Source organism: Affinundibacterium seohonense, assembly GCF_014284305.1.
GTDB lineage: Bacteria > Pseudomonadota > Gammaproteobacteria > Burkholderiales > Burkholderiaceae_D > Undibacterium > Undibacterium seohonense.
Genome location: NZ_JACOFW010000010.1, coordinates 19,296 through 43,144 on the forward strand (window position 1 = coordinate 19,296; position 23,849 = coordinate 43,144).

17 protein-coding genes and 2 tRNA genes are annotated in these 23,849 nt (G+C 45.7%); 18 read left to right on the forward strand and 1 reads right to left on the reverse strand.

Annotated elements, in window-relative coordinates:
* Positions 1-87 precede the first annotated feature (87 nt).
* The 11 genes from tolA to H8K52_RS10525 all read left to right on the forward strand — a co-directional run bounded on the left by tolA (position 88) and on the right by H8K52_RS10525 (position 12,685).
* Positions 88-912 (forward strand): cell envelope integrity protein TolA, encoded by an 825-nt coding sequence (gene tolA / locus H8K52_RS10475; RefSeq protein ID WP_186922853.1) that lies wholly within the window; start codon positions 88-90, stop codon positions 910-912.
* A gap of 6 nt (positions 913-918) precedes the next feature.
* Positions 919-2,196, forward strand: a complete 1,278-nt coding sequence (tolB, locus tag H8K52_RS10480) for a Tol-Pal system beta propeller repeat protein TolB (protein ID WP_186922854.1) — start codon at positions 919-921, stop codon at positions 2,194-2,196.
* A 77-nt stretch (positions 2,197-2,273) separates the two neighbouring features.
* Positions 2,274-2,801, forward strand: a complete 528-nt coding sequence (gene pal, locus H8K52_RS10485; RefSeq protein WP_186922855.1) for a peptidoglycan-associated lipoprotein Pal — start codon at positions 2,274-2,276, stop codon at positions 2,799-2,801.
* A gap of 131 nt (positions 2,802-2,932) precedes the next feature.
* The gene (gene ybgF, locus H8K52_RS10490) at positions 2,933-3,694 is read left to right on the forward strand and encodes a tol-pal system protein YbgF (RefSeq protein ID WP_186922856.1); all 762 of its coding nucleotides are present in this window, start codon (positions 2,933-2,935) and stop codon (positions 3,692-3,694) included.
* 53 nt (positions 3,695-3,747) lie between these two features.
* A tRNA-Lys gene (locus H8K52_RS10495) sits at positions 3,748-3,823 on the forward strand.
* Between the two features lie 102 nt (positions 3,824-3,925).
* Positions 3,926-4,001: transfer RNA gene (locus tag H8K52_RS10500), tRNA-Lys, on the forward strand.
* Between the two features lie 171 nt (positions 4,002-4,172).
* A complete protein-coding gene (locus H8K52_RS10505; RefSeq protein ID WP_246464439.1) occupies positions 4,173-5,240 on the forward strand; it encodes a LacI family DNA-binding transcriptional regulator in 1,068 nt (355 codons plus the stop codon).
* Positions 5,241-5,877: 637 nt separating this feature from the next.
* Positions 5,878-8,187 carry a TonB-dependent siderophore receptor gene (locus H8K52_RS10510; RefSeq protein ID WP_186922857.1) on the forward strand — a complete coding sequence of 770 codons (2,310 nt, stop codon included), beginning with the start codon at positions 5,878-5,880 and terminating at the stop codon, positions 8,185-8,187.
* A 124-nt stretch (positions 8,188-8,311) separates the two neighbouring features.
* The gene (locus H8K52_RS10515) at positions 8,312-10,243 is read left to right on the forward strand and encodes an alpha-amylase family protein (protein WP_186922858.1); all 1,932 of its coding nucleotides are present in this window, start codon (positions 8,312-8,314) and stop codon (positions 10,241-10,243) included.
* 94 nt (positions 10,244-10,337) lie between these two features.
* Positions 10,338-11,324 carry a PfkB family carbohydrate kinase gene (locus H8K52_RS10520; protein WP_186922859.1) on the forward strand — a complete coding sequence of 329 codons (987 nt, stop codon included), beginning with the start codon at positions 10,338-10,340 and terminating at the stop codon, positions 11,322-11,324.
* A gap of 41 nt (positions 11,325-11,365) precedes the next feature.
* Positions 11,366-12,685, forward strand: a complete 1,320-nt coding sequence (locus H8K52_RS10525; RefSeq protein WP_186922860.1) for an MFS transporter — start codon at positions 11,366-11,368, stop codon at positions 12,683-12,685.
* Here H8K52_RS10525 and H8K52_RS21600 read toward each other — a convergent pair.
* Positions 12,682-12,813 (reverse strand): hypothetical protein, encoded by a 132-nt coding sequence (locus tag H8K52_RS21600; protein ID WP_281387950.1) that lies wholly within the window; start codon positions 12,811-12,813, stop codon positions 12,682-12,684. The two genes, H8K52_RS10525 and H8K52_RS21600, sit on opposite strands and share 4 nt — an antisense overlap.
* Between H8K52_RS21600 and H8K52_RS10530 the strand changes: the two genes are divergently transcribed.
* The 7 genes from H8K52_RS10530 (at position 12,812) to H8K52_RS10560 (ending at position 23,816) form a co-directional block, all read left to right on the forward strand.
* Positions 12,812-13,696 carry a class I SAM-dependent methyltransferase gene (locus tag H8K52_RS10530; protein ID WP_186922861.1) on the forward strand — a complete coding sequence of 295 codons (885 nt, stop codon included), beginning with the start codon at positions 12,812-12,814 and terminating at the stop codon, positions 13,694-13,696. The genes H8K52_RS21600 and H8K52_RS10530 overlap by 2 nt on opposite strands.
* Positions 13,697-13,868: 172 nt before the next feature.
* The gene (locus tag H8K52_RS10535; protein WP_186922949.1) at positions 13,869-15,326 is read left to right on the forward strand and encodes a Ppx/GppA phosphatase family protein; all 1,458 of its coding nucleotides are present in this window, start codon (positions 13,869-13,871) and stop codon (positions 15,324-15,326) included.
* A gap of 131 nt (positions 15,327-15,457) precedes the next feature.
* Positions 15,458-16,078, forward strand: a complete 621-nt coding sequence (locus H8K52_RS10540; protein ID WP_222613753.1) for a hypothetical protein — start codon at positions 15,458-15,460, stop codon at positions 16,076-16,078.
* 534 nt (positions 16,079-16,612) lie between these two features.
* Complete coding sequence (locus tag H8K52_RS10545) at positions 16,613-19,447, forward strand: TonB-dependent receptor (protein WP_186922862.1); 2,835 nt, start codon at positions 16,613-16,615, stop codon at positions 19,445-19,447.
* Positions 19,448-19,662: 215 nt separating this feature from the next.
* The gene (locus H8K52_RS10550; protein ID WP_186922863.1) at positions 19,663-21,174 is read left to right on the forward strand and encodes a tryptophan halogenase family protein; all 1,512 of its coding nucleotides are present in this window, start codon (positions 19,663-19,665) and stop codon (positions 21,172-21,174) included.
* 25 nt (positions 21,175-21,199) lie between these two features.
* Positions 21,200-22,399 carry a cation:proton antiporter gene (locus H8K52_RS10555; RefSeq protein WP_186922951.1) on the forward strand — a complete coding sequence of 400 codons (1,200 nt, stop codon included), beginning with the start codon at positions 21,200-21,202 and terminating at the stop codon, positions 22,397-22,399.
* 88 nt (positions 22,400-22,487) lie between these two features.
* Positions 22,488-23,816, forward strand: a complete 1,329-nt coding sequence (locus H8K52_RS10560) for an MFS transporter (protein WP_246464440.1) — start codon at positions 22,488-22,490, stop codon at positions 23,814-23,816.
* The last annotated feature ends 33 nt before the right edge of the window (positions 23,817-23,849 follow it).

The following is a 23,849-nucleotide window of genomic DNA, read 5'->3' on the forward strand; positions in this document are numbered from 1 at the left end:
TATAAGGTCCTTGTTTAACAAAGTCCGTTTATAATCACGCGCACGAAGTGAGTGGATATTAGTGGCTAGATCTGTAGTCAAAAATCAATGAATGAATTTACCTATAACGGAACAGTGAACTCGAGAAGCTCGGACGGCTTGCAGTGGCAGTCGCTCAGCCTGGCGGGCTTAGTGCATTTGCTGTTACTAGCTTTTCTAGTGATTGGGGTGCAGTGGCAAAGCAGTGAAACGGTCGCGGTCGAAGCTGAGGTCTGGGACATGACCACCAGAGAAGCAGCGCCGCTGCCTGTGATACAGGAATTGCCAAAAGAAGAGATTAAACCAATTGAAGAACCCCCAAAAGAGATAGAGAAACCGATAGAAAAGGAAGATCCTGAAATCGCTATCGCACAAGAGAAAAAACGTAAACAACTTGAAAAAGACAAGCAAGAAGAGTTGAAAAAGGCGGAGCAAAAAAAAGCAGAACTCGAACTGGCAAAGAAAAAAGAGGCGGAAGAGAAAAAACGCCTAGCAAAGGAAAAGGCCGCGCAAGATAAAATCTTTGAAGAAAATATGCGCCGTCTAAATGGACAAGTGGTGAAATCAGGTTCAGGCGGGCTAGGAGATGCATTAAAATCGACCGGTAATAATCGTGGTGATCCTAGTTACAATGCAAAAGTTGCCGCTAAAATCAAAGCCAATACGATTTATGTGGTGAGTGATAATTCCTCGAGCAATCCCACGGTGGAGTTCGTGATTCAGTTATTTCCTGACGGTTCTTTACGGGGACCGATTAAGAAGACCAAATCCTCAGGGATCTTGGCGTTTGATGACGCAGTGGCCAAAGCGATTGAGAAATCACAGCCATTTCCACGTGATAAGTCTGGTGAAGTACCTGCGAGTCTTAATTTAGTTCACAAAATGAAAGATTAAAGTTTGATGAAAAAGTTTTCGATAATTAAAGCCTTGATGATAGGCGTGGCGAGTCTGGTATGCAGTCTGGCGCAGGCGCAGATGCGGGTTGAGATTTCGGGTGTCGGTTCAAACCAAATCCCGATCGCCGTCGCTGCTTTCGCGAATGAAGAATTGTCTCCTCAACTGGTGACAAGCATTATTCGTGATGATTTGAACCGTAGCGGTTATTTTCGCTTGATCGAAGTCGGTGTAGCGATTGCAGAAAGCGCGACAGTTGATTTTGAAAACTGGAAAACGCGCGGCGCCACAGCCATGGTAGTTGGTAGCGTACAAAAAAAAGGCGAGGGGCGTTTTGATGTGCGTTATAAATTATATGACGTCCTGAAGGGTGAAATGTTATCCGGCTTTTCTATGGATACACCGACCCCAAAAATGCGTTTGACCGCGCATAAAATAGCGGATGATATTTACGAGAAACTCACTGGTATTCCAGGCGTGTTTTCAACTCGCATCGCTTATGTTACTAAAGCGGGCAATCAATATCGTTTGGAAATTTCAGATGCGGATGGAGAAGGTGTACAAGTTGCGCTGACTTCAAAGGAGCCGATTATTTCACCTATCTGGTCACCGGATGGCATTAGAGTCGCTTACGTTTCTATGGAATTAAAGAAACCTATCGTTTATATTCAGAACTTAATGACCGGTCAGCGCAGCACTGTGGCGAATTTTAAAGGTAATAATTCTTCGCCGTCATGGTCACCCGATGGCAGCAAGTTATTAGTGACTTTATCAAAGGGCGCGATTGCGCAAATTTATTCAATCAATGCCGACGGCTCTGACGCACAGCGCTTGAGCAATTCGAATGGGATTGACACTGAGGGACGTTATTCGCCCGATGGTCGTTATATTTATTTCGTCAGTGATCGCGGTGGCAATCCTCAAATTTATCGTATGAATGCCGATGGTAGTGATGTGAAGCGGATGACTTTTAAAGGTAGCTACAACATTTCACCTCGTGTTTCACCAGACGGAAATACCTTGGTGTTTATTTCCCGTCGTGATGGCGGTGATTTCGTTTATGCCATGGATTTAGCGAACAGTAATCAAGAGTTAAAATTATCTGACACCAATCGCGACGAGTCGCCAAGCTTTGCGCCGAACGGACGTTATGTTCTGTATGCGACACAGACGGGGCGTCGTGGTACTTTAGGTATGGTTTCTACTGACGCTAAGGTTAAGCAAAAGTTAACCATACAAGCCGGTGAAATACGTGAGCCAACTTGGGGTCCTTTCATGAAATAGTGGAAATTTACCTTTTTTAGGGTACAATTTCGCGTTTTGTATTGTTTTAGCCTTTAAATTTCTAACAGGAGAGTTTCATGCGTTTTACATCAGCATCTAAAACCGTTGCCGTCTTATTGGCAAGTATCGCGTTAATCAGCGCTTGCAGCACACCAGTTCCGCCAGCAGAGCCAGTCAAAATTGTCGAAACTAAACCAGAGCCAGTGAAGCCAGCAGACACGCGTGAAGTAAAGCCTGTTGCCGCTGTTGAAGTGGATCCATTGACAGTTGGTGCATTGGCTAAACGTAGCATCTATTTCGATTATGATAGCTATGTCGTAAAAGCGGAATTCCAGGCTACAGTTGAAGCCCATGCGAAATACTTGGTTGCAAACAAAGGCCGTAAAATCTTAGTTCAAGGTAATACTGATGAGCGCGGTGGCCGTGAATATAATATCGCTTTGGGTCAAAAACGTGCAGAAGCAGTGCGTAAAGCATTGGCATTGTTAGGCGTAGCAGAAGCACAAGTTGAAGCAGTTTCTTTAGGTGAAGAAAAGCCAAAAGCAACTGGTAGCGATGAAGCGTCATGGGCAGAAAATCGTCGTTCTGACATCGTTTACCAATAATTTATATAGAAATAATTTTTAGAATTATTTTTGTATTGAGGTAAGTAAAAACGGACTTTGCAGTGTCATACTGCAAAGTCCGTTTTTTATTGTGTTAACGTAGTTGATGGTATTTCGATTGAGGTTGAAAAATGAACGTTTCCTGTTTAAATAGAAAAATAAAAGCGCTGGTATTTGTCTGCATGTTAACGCCAGCGATTGCTTCCGCAGGTTTATTTGATGATGAAGAAGCGCGTAAAGCAATTTTAGATTTGCGCACAAAGATTACGGCACTGACGGCCAAGCTGGAGGCTAGGCTTGATGATAAAGCCGATAAAACCAGCGCCTTGGAATTGAATAACCAAAACGAGCAATTAAAGGCTGAGATTTCGACGCTGCGTGGACAAATTGAAGTGCTATTGAACGATTTGGCTAATTTGCAAAAGCGTCAACAAGATTTTTATGTTGATTTAGATAAGCGTATTCGAGCCTTAGAGCCGAAGAAGTTAACGGTCGAAGGGCGTGAGGTCACTATTGAGCAAAGTGAGCAGCGTAGTTTCGATGCCGCGATGAGTTTGTACAAAGCTGGCCAGTATGCCAATGCGGCTTCCGCATTTACTGGCTTTACTTTAAATTATCCAGAGTCGATTTTTGCCAGTCAGGCGCAATATTGGTTGGGCAACTCACATTATGCGCAGCGCGATTGTAAAAGCACGATCGTAGCGCTAGAAAAACTGCTAAAGACTTATCCAGGCAATCCGAAGGAGCCGGATGCCATGTTAAACATCGCAGCTTGTCAGTTAGAGTTGAAAGATAAAAAGGAAAGTCGTAAGACATTGCAGGCGGTAATCAGCAAATTCCCAGGCACAGAGGCAGCGCAAGCAGCCAAGAGTCGCCTGCCGTCAACAAAATAATCCGGTCTCGTAATTGACAGGATGTAAGAATCGACCTATAATCTCGTTCTTTCGGGTCGTTAGCTCAGCTGGTAGAGCAGCGGACTTTTAATCCGTTGGTCGCAGGTTCGAATCCCGCACGGCCTACCACGAATACAGTAAAGGACTTAGGTGAAAATCTAAGTCCTTTTCATTTACCGGATATTTCGTGTAGTAAATTTAGAAATATATCGGTAAATCGCAGCAAGTTTTGGGTCGTTAGCTCAGCTGGTAGAGCAGCGGACTTTTAATCCGTTGGTCGCAGGTTCGAATCCCGCACGGCCTACCAAAACAAAAAAGACTCAGCTTAGGTTGGGTCTTTTTTTTTCGCCTATTTTTTATTGTAGCGTCTTTGTTTCCGATGATTGCCGTCGTCATGTAGTGTTGCGCTTGTTTTTCTTCGCGTTTGAGCCCAATTCTGTGATACTTTTGGCGAATCTTTAATTCGAGTATTCAGTCAATGAGCAAGTCGCCGGTTTCAATTACCTCAACCCCATCCCATACTGTTTCAGCTTCTGAGCAAAAGCGTTTGCAAATGGCAGATATTGCGCGATTGGCGGGCGTGTCGACTTCGACCGTGTCGCGTGCATTGAACAAGAGTCCGCTGATCAACGAAGAAACGAGAAATCGCATCGAGCAGCTGGCAAGGTCCTTAAATTACTCGATCAATGTTGGTGCGCAAAATCTGCGTTTGAAACAAAATCGTACGGTGGCTGTAGTGGTGCCATTTGATAGCACTTCCCGTCAGCATTTGTCCGATCCTTTCTTTCTTAGTATCTTAGGTAGTATTGCCGATGCTTTGACTGCGAAAGGCTTTGATATGCTATTGACGCGTGTCGATGCAGAAGAGTTGGATGCCGCAGCACAATTGTTTGATACTGGGCGGGCGATCGGCGTGATTTTGATTGGTCAATGGCGGCACCATGATCAACTCAATCAAATGGCCGTAAGGCGTGTGCCTATTGTCGTGTGGGGTGCGCAAATTCCACAACAACTGTATGTGACAGTGGGTAGTGATAATGTTGCTGGTGGATTTCTAGCGACCGAACATCTTTTGCTGAATCAGCGTCGTCGCATCGCTTTTTTTGGCGACACTCAATTGCCTGAGGTTGCTGATCGTTTTCAAGGTTATCAGAAGGCGCTGCAACAATATCAAATTCCCTTCGATTCAGATTTGGTCTTGCCTGCGGTTTTTACGGAAGAGGGTGGGCGCGCTGCGGTTGCTGAGTTGCTGGCACGTGATGTGCGTTTTGATGCCTTGTTTGCCTGTAGCGATTTATTAGCGATGACGGCAATTAATTCCTTCCGTGAACGAGGCTTGACGACGCCTCAAGATGTCGCCGTGGTCGGTTACGACGATATTGAGTTGGCGCGATACTTCCATCCCCCTTTAAGCACCATACGTCAACCTTTAGTTGCGGCTGGTGAGGCATTGGTTGCCACTGTTCTAGCGATGGCCGATGGTCAAGTACTGCCGCCAGTGCTATTGTCGACTGAGCTCGTCGTTCGCCAATCTAGTGCGATGTAAATCTAAGTTGGGATTTTTCTAGATAGATGGTGGGGCAATCTGTAGTTTTTCGACGATTGTTCATCGAGAATAGTCCTACTCCCATCTTAAAAAAGTTTTTTTAAGCTTCTTATCTCTTTCCTTGTGCTATAGCTGGCTCTATTTTGGTTAAGCTTATTGAAGTTTACGCATTCATTTGCAATCGTTTGCAGTAATCCTATCTGAAGTTCATTGATTGGTATCAATTTCCAACATGTTAGTGTTGCAAAGCACCATACTGGCATAAGTAGAAATCATCAGAAGATGATGATATCTACTGTATGTGTATGATTTTAAATATTAAAACTACGTTTTTCTCATCCTTTTTTCTTGCCGTTGTTTTCCATGCTCAATTGAACGCCTTTGCTGCTCCGCACAATAAATAGTTTATGCAATCGATTGCATCAACTATTTTTGCGACATATAATGCCACCATCGGTAAAGAAAAAACTGTAATCGTCTTTCAATTGCACCTCGATCTGAAATAACGATGCCATACCCGTGCTAACGTAGCAGGATGGTCAAGTATTAAAAGTGCTTGCAAACGAGTTCTTACTGACACGAATATCGCTTTATGTATTGAGCATAAGGCGTTTAATTGAACACCAAGGAGACTAAGATGCGTGCTTTAACACAAGAAATGACCAGTAAATTGAATCAGATGACCATTGCCGTATCGTTGGCAGTGATGGCGATGGCAAGTGCACAGGCACAGACAGCTGCACCAGTAAAGGACAAAGACGGATTGAATCTGGAAACCGTTGTGGTTACCGGAACGCCTATCGGCAAATCCAAAATGAAGGCCAGTGTTTCCGTGAGTACATTCGAGTCTGATCAGATCATGCAATCATCACCAACCAACGCCGCAGAAATTTTACGTTCTATTCCAGGTGTACGCGCTGAATCTTCCGGGGGGGAGGGAAACGCAAACTTGACCGTACGTGGTGTGCCGGTGTCGGCTGGTGGTGCGCGCTATGTGCAATTTCAGGAAGATGGCTTGCCAGTATTGCAGTTTGGCGATATCGCTTTCGTCACGCCTGATATGTATTTGCGCGCCGATGGTGGCTTGAGTCATTTGGAAGTTGTACGTGGCGGCTCTGCATCGACTCTGGCGACAAATGCACCTGGCGGCATCATCAATTTCATTACGCGTAATGGTAAAGAAAAAGGTGGAAGCATCGGTCTCACCAAAGGTTTAGATTTCAATCAAACGCGCTATGACTTCGACTATGGTGCTGCGATCTCTGAGAAAACCCGTTTCTTCATCGGCGGACATTATCGCGTCGGTGATAGCTCTCGCCCAGCAGGTGTGACCGCAGAAGATGGCGGGCAATTGCGTGCGAATATTACCCATGAATTAGATCAAGGTTATGTGCGTTTGAGCTTCAAACATCTGGATGATAAAACACCGATGAATATGCCAGTGCCAGTGAAAACTACGAATGGTGTGATCGCAGAATTGCCTGGTATCGATCCACGTACCGCTAGTTTTTATTCGCCATACTGGGTCAAAGATATTGTCCTCGACAAAAATAATCAACGTATCGCTACGAACATCAATGATGGTTTGCAGGTAAAGAATAATGCTTTCGGCGCTGAGGCATCTTTGAATTTAGGCCAAGGTTGGAAGTTGGATGAAAAATTCCGTAAGTCGAGCAATAGCGGACGTTTCATTTCCATCTTCCCTGCTGATAATGGTAATCCGCAAAAGAACATGAGCTACGCTACCGGGCCGAATGCTGGTAAAGCATATACGGGGGCAGCGGTGACAGCTGCGGTCTTCAATACGTCGATCGACGATTTGGGAAGTACAGTCAATGACTTGCGTGTGTCGAATAGCTTCCAAATGGGCGATGGCAAGCTTGCGTTCACTGGCGGCTTGTTTACTTCTTTGCAAAATGTTTCATTGACGTGGAATTTTAATCACTATTTGCTGCAAGCGAGTGGTGATAAACCTGCCCTATTAAATTCAGCAGCGACGATTGCTGGCACATCGGGTTTGTTAGCGCAGGGTACGGATGTTTGGGGTGGTTGCTGTAACCGCGCTATTGATGCGCAATACAAAACGACTTCACCTTATGCAACACTAGGATATGAAATCGGCGATTGGAATGTGGACGCTAGCATCCGACGCGATAGTCAAGATGCTTCTGGCACGTACAATCAAGCGGTCAACCAAAGCTATCAGCAAAAGAATTCTAAGACGATCGACTACTCAGTGAATCACACATCGTACTCAGCGGGCGTGAATTACAGCTTCGACAAAAACTTGGCGTTCTTCGCTCGCACTAGTGAGGGCATCGCATTTAATGCAGATCGCATTATGTTTGGTAATCCGCTCGATGGCTCAGTGCCAATCAGCACAAATATCGTGAAGCAGACTGAGGCTGGCTTTAAATGGAAATCCGGTGGATTCAATAGCTTCGTCACATTCTTCCAAGCGAAAACCGACGAGTCGAATTTCGAAGCAACCACACAGAAATTTACTGCCAATAGCTACGATGCGAAGGGCACTGAAATTGAAGCGAGCTATCGCATGGGCGCATTTAACTTGAGTGGTGGTGCGACGTTCACTGATGCTGAAATTGTGAATGCCAATGACAAATCCGTAATCGGCAAAACACCGCGCCGTCAGGCACGTACGGTTTATCAATTGACGCCAACATGGACGGCTGGTGATCTGGTGCTTGGTGCGAGTGTGATCGGTACGTCCAAATCATGGGGTGATGATAACAACACGATTACGATGCCGGGATTTAAGGTCGTGAACGCCTTTGTTAATTATCAAATCAATGAGCGTTTAAAGGCGTCTCTGAATGCGAACAATTTGTTCAACGCGATCGGCTATACCGAAGTGGAAGGTGATGGTCACGCAGCTCGATCAGTCAATGGCAGATCTGTACGCGCTACTCTGACGTATAGCTTTTGATTGACCTAATCGATCTAATCGAACTTCATACTATTTTCTTCTTCAGTTGTTATGTTGAAGTGCAAGCAAAGTGCTCATCTCGCTTTGCTTGCAATAACTTTGCGTTTTCTTTGAGTCTTTTGCCATGAGTCTTACACCTTCCCTAAACCAGTCGAACGCGTCGCAGGCGGTACTGTTGCAACAGCGCTTGCTGCGGTTCTCACCGGCTTTGCGTCAAAAGCTGGTGCAGGTTTATGGACAACACGAAAACTTCGACGCGTGGATCACGCAGTTGATCGACGAAATCAGTGAATTAGCACAGCAACGTAGCGCCGATTTAGTCGAGCTAGATACTGAGCGTTTACAAAACCCGAATTGGTTTTTGCAGCAAGATATGCTGGGCTATTGCACCTATGTCGATCGTTTCGCTGGAGACCTGCAAGGAGTCAAAAAGCAGATTCCGCATTTGGTTAAATTAGGCGTGCGCTATCTGCATTTGCTTCCTTTTTTTCAAGCGCGGCAGGGTGAAAACGATGGTGGCTTTGCGGTTTCTAGTTTTGACGAAATTCAAGAAAATTTGGGAAATATCGATGACTTGCGTGAGCTCACCTCGGCATTGCGTGCACAAAAGATTTCCCTCTGTGCTGATTTCGTTCTAAATCACGTTGCAGATGATCATCCTTGGGCACTCGCTGCGAAGCGTGGTGATGCCGGTTATCAAGCCTATTTCCACACCTTTGCCGATCGCGATTTACCTGAGCAATATGAGCAAACGCTAGGACAAATTTTTCCGCAAGCCGCGCCCGGTAACTTTACCTTCAATCCCGAATTGCAGAAATGGGTATGGACTACGTTTTACCCTTATCAGTGGGATCTGAATTACAGTAATCCCGATGTGTTTGCACAGATAGCATTAGCAATGTTGCGCATGGCGAATTTGGGGATTGAGGCTTTTCGTTTAGATTCGACCGCTTTTCTGTGGAAGCGACTTGGCACTAACTGCATGAATCAACCCGAAGCGCATCTCTTATTGCAAGCGCTGCGCGATGTTATCGAGATTGCAGCGCCAGGCGTGCTCCTGAAAGCAGAAGCGATTGTTGCAACCGCTGACTTACCCGCTTATCTGGGGAATGAAGCCCAAGGAATTAAAGAGTGCCATATCGCTTACCACAGTAGTTTGATGGCTTCGTCATGGGTTGCATTAGCTGAGCAAAAAGTTGATTTAATCGAGGCAGTGATTGCCGCGACACCAAATTTACCAGCGCAGACAAGTTGGCTTAATTATGTACGCTGCCATGATGATATCGGGTGGAACGTATTACGCGCCGAGGCGGTTGGTCTGAATAACGACACACAGTTAGCAAAACAACGTTTGAAACATGCCGCCCATTTTTTCTCTGATGAGAGTAGTAGTTATGCCGATGGCTTGCGATTCCAAGCGAGTGATCCTGAGGCTGTGCATGGCACTGTGGGTATGGCTGCCTCGCTCTGCGGCCTCGCACATTCGTCGGAGGGGCAAGATACTATCTCTGCTCAATTGGCGATCCGCCGTGTTCTGTTGATGTATGGCCTGAGCTTGAGTTTTGGTGGGATTCCTTTGATTTACATGGGCGATGAACTTGCGCAGACCAATGATCCTTCTTACTTAGCGGATCCTGCTCGCAGCATGGATGGTCGCTGGTTGCAGCGCCCATATTTCGATCAAGATGCACAGACAAATTTGCAGGAAATGTCACGGCATTCGAGTCAAGTATTTACACAACTTTGTGAGTTGATCAAGCAGCGACAACAATTACCCGCTTTAGCGGCAAATGCAGCGCGTCAAATATTGGCGACAGATTGTGCGCAAGTCTTGAGTTTTGTTCGGGGTGATGTGTGTAGTGATGAGCATCTCATTTATTTGTCGAACTTTAGTGAGTTGCCGCAAGCCTTGTTAAGTGCTGAAGTATTTGAACAAATTCCATTTGCGATATCCAACGATGTCCAATATGTGGATGTGTTGAGTGGAGAAGTTATGGGATCACACATCAATCTGGCTGCGTATTCGCAGCGTTGGTTGCGCGTGATTGGGGGATAATGGCAGACTGTTGCGATTGCAGACTATGCAGCTTAAGCGCTAGTTTGCCAATTTCAAATTAACTTATGCATATCCAATGAAAGTGACAACGGTAATGAACCAGCCAGTAAAAGACAAAAAGCCCAACTTGCTAATTTATGGCGAGGCTTTAATTGACGAATTCCCCCAAAAAAAAGTGATCGGTGGCGCACCGTTTAATGTTGCGCGTAGCTTATCCTTGTTAGGCGCTCGGCCATTAATGTTGAGTCGACTTGGGCAAGATGCTAATGCGGATTTAATCCGTGCCGAAGCTGCGCGCACTGGATTACTCTTAGATGGTTTGCAGCTTGATGAGGAGCATCCAACTGGTCGCGTTGTCGTGCATATGGATGAGCAAGGGAATAATAGTTCGCATCGCTTTGAAATTTTGCCAGATCAAGCCTATGACTATATCGATGCCTCTTTAGTTGAAGATGTATTGCGCAAGGTTTTTAATGAGACGCCGCCGGATTTGATTTATTACGGTTCTCTAATTCAAAGAACAGCGGTTTCGCAACAGACATTGATCACGATCTTAGAATCAGATTTGACGGAAGGTGCGAGTAAGTTTTTGGATTTGAATTTGCGAGATGAGCAAGCAACGGTTGAGACTATCAGTTCTTCTCTGAACTATTGCGATATGGTGAAGTTGAATGAAGATGAACTGCAATTCGTGATTCAACATTGTTGCCCCGCAGTCTCAGACATGAAAATTGAGCACGAGCCAGTCAGTCTACGACAAGCATGCGAAGCGCTGATGGCGGAGTTTTATATGCAAGCCGTGATCGTGACTTTAGGTGAGAAAGGCTATTTCTATCTGGATGCGAATGACGAATGCTTGCATAGCCTTGAACAAACGCCAGCTGTTGTGTCGGTGGTAGACACTGTAGGTGCTGGTGATGCTTTTACTGCGATGTTCATCTATGGTTGGCAAAGTAATTGGCCAATAGAAAAAACTTTAGCCATGGCAAATCATTTTGCTGCGGCGATTTGTACTGTGCGCGGCGCCGTTGCTGAGCATCTTGATTTTTACAAAGACATTCTGGCGCATTCTGCGAGCTAAATTTAGCGCGCGACGGAATGACAATCATTGGAGACAAAGAAATGCAAATAAAAAAACCACATCTGTCCTTCTGGCAGATCGTGAATATGAATTTTGGATTTTTTGGTATCCAATTTAGTTTTGGCTTGCAGCAAAGCAGCATGAGCCCGATTTATAGTTATCTCGGTGCAGATGAAGCAAGCTTGCCTTACTTGTGGCTGGCTGGTCCAGTGACGGGTTTGCTGGTGCAGCCGATTGTCGGTGCGATGAGTGACCGCACCACTAGCCGTTGGGGCAGACGCACGCCGTATTTCTTGATCGGCGCGATTCTTTGTAGTTTAGGATTGTTAGCGATGCCGTTTAGTCCAACGCTGTGGATGGCGGCGAGTTTGTTGTGGATTTTGGATGCGGCAAACAATGTGACGATGGAACCCTACCGTGCTTATGTCAGTGATCGTTTGGATAAGAGTCAGCATTCAATAGGATTTTTGACGCAGAGCGCGTTCACCGGTTTGGGGCAAACACTGGCTTATCTCACGCCATCGATACTGGTGTTCGCGGGTATGAATAAAAATGCCGTCAATTCCAGCAACATTCCGCATATTGTGATTGCCGCCTTTTTGATTGGCGCAGTGTTTTCTTTGGGCTCAGTATTGTGGACGCTAAAAACCACGCCAGAGTTACCGATGACGGAAGAGGAAGTCGCCGTAATTCGCAGTCAGCCACATGGCTTTCAACACACTTTGGGTGAGATTTTTTCAGCGATCAAAGACATGCCGACGACCATGAAGCAGTTGGCTTGGATGAAGTTATTTCAATGGTATGCGATGTTTTGCTACTGGCAGTACATTATGTTGTGTCTAGCGAAGACGATATTCGCCACCAATGATCCGGCTTCTGAGGGATTTCGTGATGCGGGACTATTGAATGGTCAACTCGGCGCTTTTTACAATTTCATTGCCTTTATTGCTGCCTTTGCTTTGGTACCATTCGCTAAACGCCTGGGGCCAAAGATTGTGCATAGTGTTTGCTTGGTGTTGGCTGGTATAGGCATGTTATTGATTCCCGAAATTCAGAACAAACAATGGCTGTGGTTGCCTATGTTAGGCATTGGTCTGGCATGGGCGAGTATTATGGGGAATCCTTACATCATGTTGGCAGGCAGTATTCCGAAAGAGCGTACTGGCGTGTATATGGGGATCTTCAATATGTTTATTGTGATTCCGATGATTATTCAGATTTTTACCTTGCCTTTGTTTTATCGTAGTCTGCTAGGCGGTAATCCAGAGAATGTGATCCGTCTCGCTGGCATACTTTTGTTGTTTGCTGCGGCTAGTGTTGGGTTTGTGAAATTGCAAAAATCGAACGCTAACGACAATTAATTTGCTGGTGGTGATGTATCGAGGCGATGAAGTGAATTCATCGCCTTTTTTGTTTTGGGCACATGCATCAAGTAAAATAGCGGCTTACGCAAGATCAGCGCAGTCTCCGCCGCATAAGGTTCCAGCATGAAATCCACATCCCCGAAAAAAAACATCGACAGCAACGACAAGCACGAAATTCGTCCGGGGCAATCATTGGAGTTGCTGAAAGAATTACACATTTTGACGCGTGATGGCAAAATGAATCAGGATAGTCGCCGTAAGCTCAAGCAGGTTTATCACTTATACCAATTTATTGAACCCTTGATGCAGCAAGTCTTGGAGCAAAAAGGACAGGTCAGTTTGGTCGATCACGGTGCGGGTAAATCGTATTTGGGATTTATCTTGTATGACTTGTTTTTTAAGGCTCTGGGTAAAGACAATGCCTCCTGCATTTATGGTATCGAGACGCGTGATGAATTGGTCGCCAAATCGACCGAATTGGCGCAGCGACTTGGGTTTGGTGGAATGCAGTTTTTGAACTTGTCCGTCGCTGAATCGACTAAATCTGCGGCTTTGCCGGAGCAAATTGACATCGTCACCGCACTACATGCCTGCAATACCGCGACCGACGATGCGATTGATTTTGCCTTAAAAAAGAAAGCGAAATTCATGGTTTTAGTGCCATGTTGTCAGGCGGAAGTCGCGGCGGAGTTGCGCAAGACCAAAGGCGATGCAGTCAAAAACAATCCGCTCTCTGAAATGTGGCGTCATCCAATACATACGCGTGAATTTGGCAGCCAAATTACGAATGTCCTGCGTTGTCTGCAATTAGAATCTCATGGCTATCAGGTGCGCGTGACGGAACTGGTCGGTTGGGAGCACTCAATGAAAAACGAGTTGATCATTGCTGAATATAAAGGTGGTCGTAACAGCAAATCTGCGCAACGTCTGACCGAGATTCTGAATTCCACTGGCTTGGATAATTTGCGCCCACGTTTCTTCTTGCCTATAGCAGAGGCAGCGAGCTAGTCAGTAAACTGCAAGCGCGGAAACTGTCACATCCGCGTCACAATTAATCATTAATATCATTTATCCGATTGCCCAGATGCTGGATAGCATCTGGCTCTGAGATATGATGACTTCATCTCGTCGTCAGTTAAATACTGACTTCATCGTATTCACTGTATTAAGGAAAATGCTCATGTTTGCAGCGGTTGATCTTGGCTCCAATAGTTTTCGCTTACATATAGGCAGTTATGAGGGCACGGCGATTCGCGTCATCCGTAGCGCGCGTGATCCAATACGCTTGGCTGCGGGGCTCGATCTGGATGGTAATTTGACGCCGGAAGCGATGCAGCGGGCAATTGCTTGCTTGGCGCGATTCAAAGACATATTGGCTGACTATGCGATTGATTCGGTGCGCGTGGTGGCGACCAATACGATCCGTATCGCAAAAAATGCAGCTGATTTTTTGCCAGCGGCAGAGGCTGCAATTGGATTGCCGATCGAAGTGATTTCCGGTGAAGAAGAGGGCCGCTTAATTTATTTAGGTGTATCGAACTCGTTGGCGATTCCTGCGGAGCGCCGCTTAGTGATTGATATTGGTGGTGGCTCTACCGAAATTATCTTAGGTCGTGGTCATGAAATTTTGAAGGTCGAATCCTTCCCGATGGGGACGGTCAAGCACAGTTCGAATTTCTTTCCGCAAGGCGTCATCACTGAAGAGGGATTTGATGCCGCGGTGCTTACTGTGCGGTCTTTGTTGGAAGATGCGACGCCAGCCTATCAACCTGAATTTTGGCGTAATGCCTATGGGTCTTCGGGGACGGTTAGGGCTATTTCTGATGCCTTGTATAAAAACGGATTTGGTGATGCTGAGGTCACTTTAGAAAAGTTGCAGGCCTTACGTAGCTACTGCATACAGCGCGGTCAGATCGATCAATTAAATTTGCAAGGGATTAAACCTGAGCGTGTCGCGATGGTTATTGGCGGCCTAGCGATTTTGATCGGTCTATTTCAAGAGTTAAACATCAAAATATTGCACCCTATCGAGGCAGGTTTGCGTATGGGTGTGATGTGGGATTTGTATTTGCGTTCCACTAAGCGTGACCGGCGTGAGCAGGCTGTGCATGATGTTTTGAGTTTGTTTCGCGCCGATCTTGGCAGAGCAAAGTTAGTGGCAGACATGTCTCGCTCATTGTTTACGCAACTGAAACCGCTCAACGAAGATCTAAGTAATTATGTGTATTGGAGCGCGTTGTTGCACGAAGTCGGTATGGTGGTTTCGCATACGGGCTATCACAAGCATGGGAGCTACTTGGTGGAAAATGCCGATATTCCAGGCTTTACCACGCGCGAACAAAAACTGATGAGTCGGCTGGTGTTGAGTCAGAAAGGGAATTTACGCAAGGTCGGAGACGCTTTTGCTGATTTGGATTTTGCCAAAGCCGTATTGGCGTTGAGACTGGCGGTTAGCTTTATGCATTCACGCGTTGAGCTGGATTACATGGATTTCAGTCTCAAGATGAAAAGTAAGATTGAGCTGGAATTGAAACCCGATTGGGTTAGCTTGCATCCGACAGTAGCGTTTTGGTTGCGTAAAGAAATTGAATGTTGGCGTGAGATCGGTGTTGACTTCGTGGTGCGCGCGCGCGTCTGACATCCATTTTGAATAGGTTGCTTTCTTCCAATTATTAATGTAAATTGTTTATATTATTTATTTTATTTTGAAGTGAATAGTTGTTTTTAGTTTGATTGATATTGTCAGTAATAATTGAGAAGGAGTTCACGATGGTAACTACAGCCAAGAAAAAAGCACCAGTTAAGGCGAAAGCCCCGGTTGTGCCCGCTAAGACGATTGCAAATGCAGCGGCAAAAGCGGTCGCTATCCGTTCAGTAGAAGACTTGAAAGCGCCAGTTGCGGTAGTGAAGGCAATTAAGTCGATAACTGAGTCTGCGGCGAAAGTCCCAACTAAGTCTGCAGCTAAAGCTGCACCTAAGCCGGCTGCTAAAGCTGCACCTAAGGCCGCAGCTAAAACCCCAGCTAAAACCCCAGCAAAACCAGCATCTAAAGTGTTGGCTAAAGCGCCAGTCAAGCTTGCTGCAAAATCCGCTACCGTTGCAAAGGCCTCTGCCAAGAAACCTGCTGCTTCGAATAAGCCTGCAGCGGCTCCAGCGAAAGAAAAAGTTAAAAAGCCAAAATTGGTTCGCGATAGTTTTACGATGCCGGAAGCAGAGTATGCGGTGCTTGGTGAAGTGAAAAAGGCGTGTATCTCAGCTGGTATTGAAGTGAAGAAGAGTCAGTTGTTGCGTGTTGGTCTAGTCTTGTTAAAGAAGACCCCAGTCAGTGTGCTCAAAACTTTGATAGAAGAATTGCCGCCTTTGAAGGCTGGACGTCCTAAGTTGGGATAAAACAGTACAGTTCTGTTTCGGATCAGTTTTATTGATCCAAAAAACCGCGATGATTTGTCGCGGTTTTTTTTATGGGCGAAGCAAAAAAAATAGTTCTAGACTGTGAGTGGGTGAGGCTGGTGATTTTTGAGGGTTACGACGTAAATTATCTTTTAATTAAATTGAGTCTTTCGTTAATTGCTGCGAATAAAAGCGCTTTGAAAATTATCACTGAAAAAATACAAAGCGCTTTGAATTTTTCGATAAAATCTTTGCAATGAAATTCATAAAATGTAGTTTGACTACATAAAGTCTTTGGTTGAGATTGTGGTTTTCAAGCCACGTCCTAGTGAATATCCTCATAGGAGAGCATAAAAACTTTCCTCAAGCTTCGCTTTTTCTGATTGACACTAAATTTAGTTTTGGTACAAACTTGCGTCAAGATTTGAATTTAGACCAAAAGTTTGATGATTCGAATTCGATGCTGAAAAATAAGAAGTATTGGTAATTTCCTCCCCCCCTAGATTGCTGTGATAAAAACATTTGGAGATGTAAATGGAACTGAATTTAAGTAAGCGCCAGCAGAGTTCGAACCTGAACCGTGCGATGGTCAAATTAACCCCAATCGCCGCTGGTTGTGCGGTGATGTTGGCGCTGAGTTCAGGCGCTGTTTATGCGCAGCAGGCTGAGCCAGCCAAAGACGCGGCGAAAGCAGAGCCTCAACAAGCGGCAGAAACGGTGGTTGTTACCGGTATTCGTCGTGGTATTGAAGCGGCGATTTCATTGAAGAAAAACTCCACGTCGATCGTCGAAGCGATTTCTGCTGAAGATATTGGCAAGTTGCCCGATTCCAGCGTGGCGGAATCGATTTCCCGCCTGCCGGGTGTGACTGCACAGCGTAGTCGCTCTTCTGGTAAAGCAGCCGATATCAGCGTGCGTGGTTTGTCACCTTCTTTCAATGGTTCCTTATTGAATGGTCGTGAGCAAGCATCAACAGGCAATGCACGTGCCCCAGAGTTCGATTTGTTCCCAGCGGAATTGATGGGTTCTGTATTGATCTACAAAACACCTGATGCATCCTTGATCGGTCAAGGCTTAGCCGCGACGATTGATTTGAATACGCTAAAACCACTCGACTTCGGTAAGCAAGTTATATCCGCTGCATACCGTAAGCAACGTACTGGTGTGCAAACATCGTCGGAAGGTAGCGGCGACCGTGTTTCCTTCTCCTACGTGGATCAATTCGCAGACCGTACTATCGGTTTGTCTTTAGGTTTTACGAAATTTAAAGAAGACGGCGGCGCACAACAACGTTTCAATACTTGGGGTGGTTGGTCGCCTGAAGTTGACTACAACGGTGCCAAAGTAAAAACCATCGGTGGTTTCGGTGCGGACACAGAAACCAGCAAGAGCGATCGTGATGGTGCTTCGGTGACTTTGCAATTTAAGCCAAACAAAAACTTCAAATCTACTGTGGATGTATTCTATTCAGCAGGTAGTAATAGTCTGAAGAAAACCGGTTTAGAAGGTGCGATTTCTGGCTCTGCAGGCGGCTATGATCCAGACGGCGTCCTGTCTAACGCAACCATTGCGAATGGCGTGGCCACTTCAGGTACATTCAGTAACTACAAAGGTGTTGTACGTAATCACAAAGAATCCGCGAAAGACAAATTTACTTCCATCGGTTGGAACAGTGATTTGAAAGTCGATGAGTGGAATTTGAACGCAGATTTGGCTTACTCCAAAGCGAAAAAAGACGCGTCACGCTACGAAACTACAGCAGGCCAACCAGGCAATGCGACTGGCTTGTCCACAATCAGCTACACGGGTTTTAACGGTGGCAATTTTAATGACGTTAAGTACACAACAAGTTTGAATTTTGGTGATCGTAATGTCGCTAAATTGACAGACGTGAATGGCTGGGGTGGTGGTGTTAATTCACCGCAAGCTGGTTATGTTGCTTTGCCTACAGTCGATGATAAAGTTACTAGCTTCCGTTTGACAGCTAGTCGTGAGGTGGATTTTGGCCCTATCGTCACTGCACGTTTTGGCGTGAATGGCACGGATCGTGAAAAGATTCGCTCTGGTCAAGAAGGTCGTTTGGTCGTAAAGGGCACGAGTGGTTATGCAACTGCAACTGTGCCAGGCTCAGAAATAGGTATCGCCGGTACGACTGGTCTGCCTATCGTTTCATTTGATCCTGAAGGCTCTTTAGGCCCAATTTATGATTTGGCACGCTGGGTTGATGCTTCCGTGTTGGCAAAAGATTGGTCTGTACACGAGAAGGTCACGACAGCCTATGCAATGGGTGACTTAGATGGCGAGTTGATGGGCTTGAACTATCGCGGTAATGTTGGCGTGCAATTTGTACACACCAATCAGTCTTCCACTGGTAATCAAGTTGACTTAGCAAACTGCACTGGTATTACAGCCGCAACTTGCCCATCAAGTGTTGTTGGTGGTGGAACCTCCTATTCCAATATTCTGCCAAGTTTGAATGTTTCGTTCAATTTGGGTAATGATCAGTTCTTCCGCGTGGGTGCTGGCAAAATTATGTCACGTGCCAATATGGACGATATGCGTGCTAGCCAGGCATTTGGCGTGACTACACAAGGCACTAATCCGATTTTGACTGGTAGTGGTGGTAATCCAAACTTGAAGCCATTCTTGGCAAAAGCCCTGGATTTGTCTTATGAAAAATATTTTGGTAACAAGGGTTACTTCAGCTTTGCTGGTTTCTACAAATCTTTAGATACCTATATCTATCGTTCACCAACAACATTCGATTTCGCACCATTTGTCAGCGCGAAAACACCGTTGCCTTTAACAGGTGCTTATAAAGGTTCAACTGTTGGTCTGTTGACTTCACCGCGTAATGGCGAAGGCGGTAGCATCTCTGGTTTTGAAATGGCAGTGAACGTTCCGTTCAATATGTTTAGCTCCTACTTGGATGGTTTTGGCGCGATGTTGAATCATTCTGATACATCTAGCAAAATTACTTTGCCAGGTTTTGGTTTCGGTAATGTTGCAGTGACATCTTTGAATATTCCATTGCCAGGTTTGTCGAAAAAAGTCAGCAACCTGCGTTTGTACTACGAGAAAAATGGCTTCCAAGTTGCTTGGGCAGCACGTAAGCGTTCTGATTTCTTAGGTCAAGTTAGCGACTATCAAGACAATATGCAGTTGACGATGGTCAAGGGTGAAACGCTGGTTGATTTGCAAGCATCCTATGAGTTCCAATCTGGCTGGTTGAAAGGATTGTCTGTTTTGGTGCAAGCGAACAACTGGAACAACACACCGTTCCAAGAGTACAACACAGATCCTAACGTGATCACCAATAAAGTGACTTACGGTAGAACTTACTTGTTCGGCGCAAACTACAAGTTCTAATTTGAACTGAATAAGGACCCCTGCGCGGCATGGCAGGGGTCTTTTTTTTACCCTTCGGTTTTGCTGGTCTGATAATCAGCATGAATCGAATAAGAGACTTGATGAAAAAGTGCTTTATCAATGCATTTCGCGGAATACTCTGCAGTACACTGGGGTTTTTATGAAATTGCAAGAAAGCGATTTTCCATCAATTCTTTTTAGCGTGAGAGCTCAAGATGAATAATGCATTAATTCAAGATGTGGTGATTGTTGGTGGTGGTACTTCAGGATGGATGACCGCTGCCGCATTGGCTAGAACCTTACAAGGACAAGTTAAGATTCGTGTTATTGAGTCCGATGAAATCGGTATCGTTGGTGTGGGCGAAGCGACAATTCCAATGATACAGCGCTTCAATCATGTGTTAGGCATCGATGAAAATGAGTTTCTGCGTGAGACCCAAGGCACCTTCAAATTGGGAATCGAATTTGTCAATTGGGGCAAGCTCGGCGATCGCTACATGCATGGTTTCGGCACCATAGGACAAGACACTTATACCGTTCGTTTCGATCAATACTGGCAAAAATTCCATCAGCAAGGCAAGGTCGCGCCGCTCGAAGAATATTCAATTACGAGAATGGCAGCGAAGGCAAATAAATTCATGCCTGCGAATCATGAAGTAGAGAATTCGCCATTAAACCAAATCGCCCATGCCTATCATTTTGATGCAAGTTTGTACGCGAAATTTTTGCGCAAGTATGCGGAAAAATTAGGCGTGGTGCGTACCGAAGGAAAAATCACCCAAGTCAAACAACGCGAAGCGGATGGTTTTATTGAGTCGGTTGTATTGGAAAATGGTGAGGTGATCGCTGGTGAATTATTCATCGATTGCTCAGGCTTCCGTGGCTTATTGATCGAACAAACATTGAAGACTGGCTACGAAGATTGGACGCATTTCTTACCTTGTGATCGCGCATTAGCGGTGCCCTGCGAATCGGCAGCTGTATTGACACCTTACACTCGCTCGACTGCCCATAAAGCTGGTTGGCAATGGCGCATTCCATTGCAGCACCGGATTGGCAATGGTCATGTGTTTTGTAGCCAATTTACTAGTGAAGATGAAGCTGCAGCAACGCTATTGGCAAATCTCGATGGCAAGCCTTTGGCAGAGCCACGCTTGTTGAAGTTCACGACCGGCATGCGTAAACAATGCTGGAATAAAAATGTGGTGGCGATTGGATTGGCCAGTGGATTTTTAGAGCCATTAGAATCAACCAGCATTCACTTGATACAGACAGCGATCGCGCGTTTGATCAACTTCTTCCCAGGTAAAGTGTTGAATCAAGTCGACATCAACGAGTACAACCGTCAAAGCAAATTTGAGTATGAGCGCATCCGTGACTTCGTGATCTTGCATTACAAACTCAATCAACGTGAAGACTCTGCATTTTGGAAGAACTGCGCAGAAATGGCAGTACCGGATTCCTTGACGCATAAGATGGAAATGTATCGCGCTAGTGGTCGTCTGCTGCGTGTTGATGATGAATTGTTTGCCGAAGTGGGCTGGTTGCAAGTTCTTGAAGGACAGAATATGCCAGTGGAAAGCTACCATTCTTTGGCGAACTTGCAGACTGAAGCGGACACCTTGGAATACTTAGAAAGCGTGCGTGATGTGATTGCTAAATGTGTCAAAGTCATGCCGGACCACGCGGCTTATATTGCAAAACATTGTGCGGCACCACGTCATTAATGTCTCTTGAAAAGGAAGCGCAATGATGACGAATACAGAGATTTTTCTAATTGCGATGTTGGTGATCTTTAGCGTGCCGTATTTAATCTGGCGTGTTGGAAGAACTGAATATTTTGCACCCTTGGTCGTGGTGCAAATTATTACTGGCATTTTGCTTGGTCCTGGTGTGTTGGGTAATGCTTTCCCCGAGGTGTTTCAGTTTGTATTCAATCCCATCGTGGTTCAACACCTAAACGGAGTCGCACTTTGGGCCGTCATGATTTTTGTGATGATTGCTGGTGTAGAGCTTGATTTGAAACAAGCCTGGGAGCACAAGCGTGAAACCGGTATCACCGCAGGAATGGCATTGGGCTTTCCTTTGATCGCCGGTGGTTTGGTGGCGCTAGTTATGTTGACGATGACGGGTTGGATCGGCGACAAAGCCTTACCTTGGCAATTTGTACTTGGCATCGGCATGTCGTGCGCCGTTACCGCTTTACCGATTTTGATTTTGCTGATGGAGAAAATGCAGATTTTGCGTGAGCCATTAGGGCAAAGAATTTTGCGTTATGCCAGCGTTGACGATATCGCGATTTGGGGCGTGTTAGCGCTGATCTTGCTGGATTGGACACGAGTTGGTCGGCAAGTCGTATTTCTATTGTTGTTTAGTATCGCGGCGTATTTGTTTAGAAAGCTCATGAAGAAATTGCCAGAACAAGATCGTTGGTATGTTGCGCTAATCTGGTTGGCGATCTGTGCTTTCTCCGCTGATTGGGCGGGCTTGCATTTCATGGTGGGCGCATTTTTAGCTGGTGCGGTGATGGATGCGGTTTGGTTTAATCAGGAAAAAATGGATGCCTTACGTCATCATGTTTTGTTGGTCATGATGCCGGTGTTTTTCTTGAGTACAGGTTTAAAAACCAATTGGACACTTGGCGGCGCCAGTGTCTTCATTGTCGCGTTTGCGCTGTTGGTGGCATCTGTTTCAGGCAAATTAATCGGCATACAAATTGCGGGACGTGTACTGAAGTGGCAAAAAGGCGAGGCTAGTGTCATCGCTTGGTTATTGCAAACCAAGGCTTTAATCATGATTATCTTTGCCAATATTTTGCTAGATAAAGCCGTGATCAGTAATGCCACATTTACCGCCTTACTATTGATGGCAGTTGCCAGCACGATGTTGACTGTCCCAGTGGTACAGCCGAAATTAATGCGATTGCGAGAATTGATAGGACGCAGTTCTTAATCTGATTTGCCGCCGTTTCGAAACAATTTTGATCGCACCACGGTTTTTTAAAAAATAGACAAACTACCGAATTCAAAAGGGGACACCTATGCATCAACTAGCAAAACCTAAACTGTCGTTCTGGCAGATCTGGCACATGAGCTTCGGCTTCTTTGGTATTCAATTTGGCTTCGCGCTGCAGAATACCAATACCAGTCGTATTTTTTCTACGCTCGGAGCAGAAATCGATAGTTTGTCGATTTTATGGCTAGCCGCGCCGATTACCGGTTTGTTGGTGCAACCGGTAATCGGCTATTTGAGTGATAACACTTGGCATCCAACTTGGGGACGTCGTCGTCCATTCTTTTTTGTTGGCTCTGTGTTGGCGTCGATTGCGATGTTTTTGATGCCCAATTCCAGTGCTTTGTGGATGGCAGTGTTTGTGTTGTGGTTGATGGATGCTTCGATTAATGTGTCGATGGAACCTTTCCGCGCTTTCGTTGGTGATAAGTTAGATGCCAGTCAGCAAACTGGTGGCTTCGCGATGCAAACATTCTTTATCGGTTGTGGTGGTGTGATTGCTTCTTTATTGCCGACGATATTCACTGATTATCTGGGTGTGAGCAACGTACCAGTGAATGGTGCGATCCCCGATACAGTCCGTTATTCGTTTTATGTCGGTGGTAGCGTGTATTTTCTCGCGGTGATGTGGACAGTTTTGTTGAGTAAAGAAGATGCGCCTGCTGATATGAATGCATTTTTGGCTGAACGTGCAGCGAATAAAGGTTTGATGAATGCAGTTAAAGAGATCTTGGGCGGCTTTTTCAAAATGCCTAAGACCATGATACAGCTTGCGATCGTGCAATTTTTCACTTGGGTTGCCTTGTTTTCAATGTGGGTTTACACCACACCATCGATCGCGTCTGGCGTATTTCATTCGACCGATGCCCAGTCAAGTGCCTACCAAGAAGCAGGCAACTGGGTTGGCATTATGTTTGCGATGTATGGTGGCGTCTCTGCGATTGCCGCATTCTTATTGCCGATGTTGGCGAAAGTCACCAGTCGCAAGTTTGTGCATTTGCTCTGTTTGGTAATAGGCGGATTGAGCTTGATCAGTATTTTTGCGATCACGACGAAAGAAATGTTATTGCTGCCTATGGTCGGTGTGGGCATTGCGTGGGCAAGTGTGTTGACGATGCCATACGCGATTTTAGCGGGCGCTTTGCCAGCAAACAAAATGGGCTACTACATGGGCTTGTTTAATTTCTTTGTGGTGATCCCGCAGATTGTCGCAGGCGTCGTGCTGGGTGCAATTCTGAAACACGTTTTTGCCAATCAATCTGTCAAGGTCTTGATGCTCGGCGGCGCATGTATGGTACTAGCCGGTCTCTTGACGCTGTTTGTACAAGATGAAGCGGAGAAGGTCGTAGCAAACTAATTTACTTAGGACTTACGAAAAACAGACGCTAGC

Bases quoted from the DNA above. Each gene is read 5' to 3' on its own strand.
- H8K52_RS10505 (WP_246464439.1), top strand. From the start codon at position 4,173: ATGAGCAAGTCGCCGGTTTCAATTACCTCAACCCCATCCCATACTGTT.
- H8K52_RS10525 (WP_186922860.1), top strand. From the start codon at position 11,366: ATGCAAATAAAAAAACCACATCTGTCCTTCTGGCAGATCGTGAATATG.
- H8K52_RS10535 (WP_186922949.1), top strand. From the start codon at position 13,869: ATGTTTGCAGCGGTTGATCTTGGCTCCAATAGTTTTCGCTTACATATA.
- ybgF (WP_186922856.1), top strand. From the start codon at position 2,933: ATGAACGTTTCCTGTTTAAATAGAAAAATAAAAGCGCTGGTATTTGTC.
- H8K52_RS10510 (WP_186922857.1), top strand. From the start codon at position 5,878: ATGCGTGCTTTAACACAAGAAATGACCAGTAAATTGAATCAGATGACC.
- tolA (WP_186922853.1), top strand. From the start codon at position 88: ATGAATGAATTTACCTATAACGGAACAGTGAACTCGAGAAGCTCGGAC.
- H8K52_RS10520 (WP_186922859.1), top strand. From the start codon at position 10,338: ATGAACCAGCCAGTAAAAGACAAAAAGCCCAACTTGCTAATTTATGGC.
- H8K52_RS10515 (WP_186922858.1), top strand. From the start codon at position 8,312: ATGAGTCTTACACCTTCCCTAAACCAGTCGAACGCGTCGCAGGCGGTA.
- H8K52_RS10540 (WP_222613753.1), top strand. From the start codon at position 15,458: ATGGTAACTACAGCCAAGAAAAAAGCACCAGTTAAGGCGAAAGCCCCG.
- H8K52_RS10530 (WP_186922861.1), top strand. From the start codon at position 12,812: ATGAAATCCACATCCCCGAAAAAAAACATCGACAGCAACGACAAGCAC.
- H8K52_RS10560 (WP_246464440.1), top strand. From the start codon at position 22,488: ATGCATCAACTAGCAAAACCTAAACTGTCGTTCTGGCAGATCTGGCAC.
- H8K52_RS10555 (WP_186922951.1), top strand. From the start codon at position 21,200: ATGACGAATACAGAGATTTTTCTAATTGCGATGTTGGTGATCTTTAGC.
- H8K52_RS10550 (WP_186922863.1), top strand. From the start codon at position 19,663: ATGAATAATGCATTAATTCAAGATGTGGTGATTGTTGGTGGTGGTACT.
- H8K52_RS21600 (WP_281387950.1), bottom strand. From the start codon at position 12,813: ATGCTGGAACCTTATGCGGCGGAGACTGCGCTGATCTTGCGTAAGCCG.
- pal (WP_186922855.1), top strand. From the start codon at position 2,274: ATGCGTTTTACATCAGCATCTAAAACCGTTGCCGTCTTATTGGCAAGT.
- H8K52_RS10545 (WP_186922862.1), top strand. From the start codon at position 16,613: ATGGAACTGAATTTAAGTAAGCGCCAGCAGAGTTCGAACCTGAACCGT.
- tolB (WP_186922854.1), top strand. From the start codon at position 919: ATGAAAAAGTTTTCGATAATTAAAGCCTTGATGATAGGCGTGGCGAGT.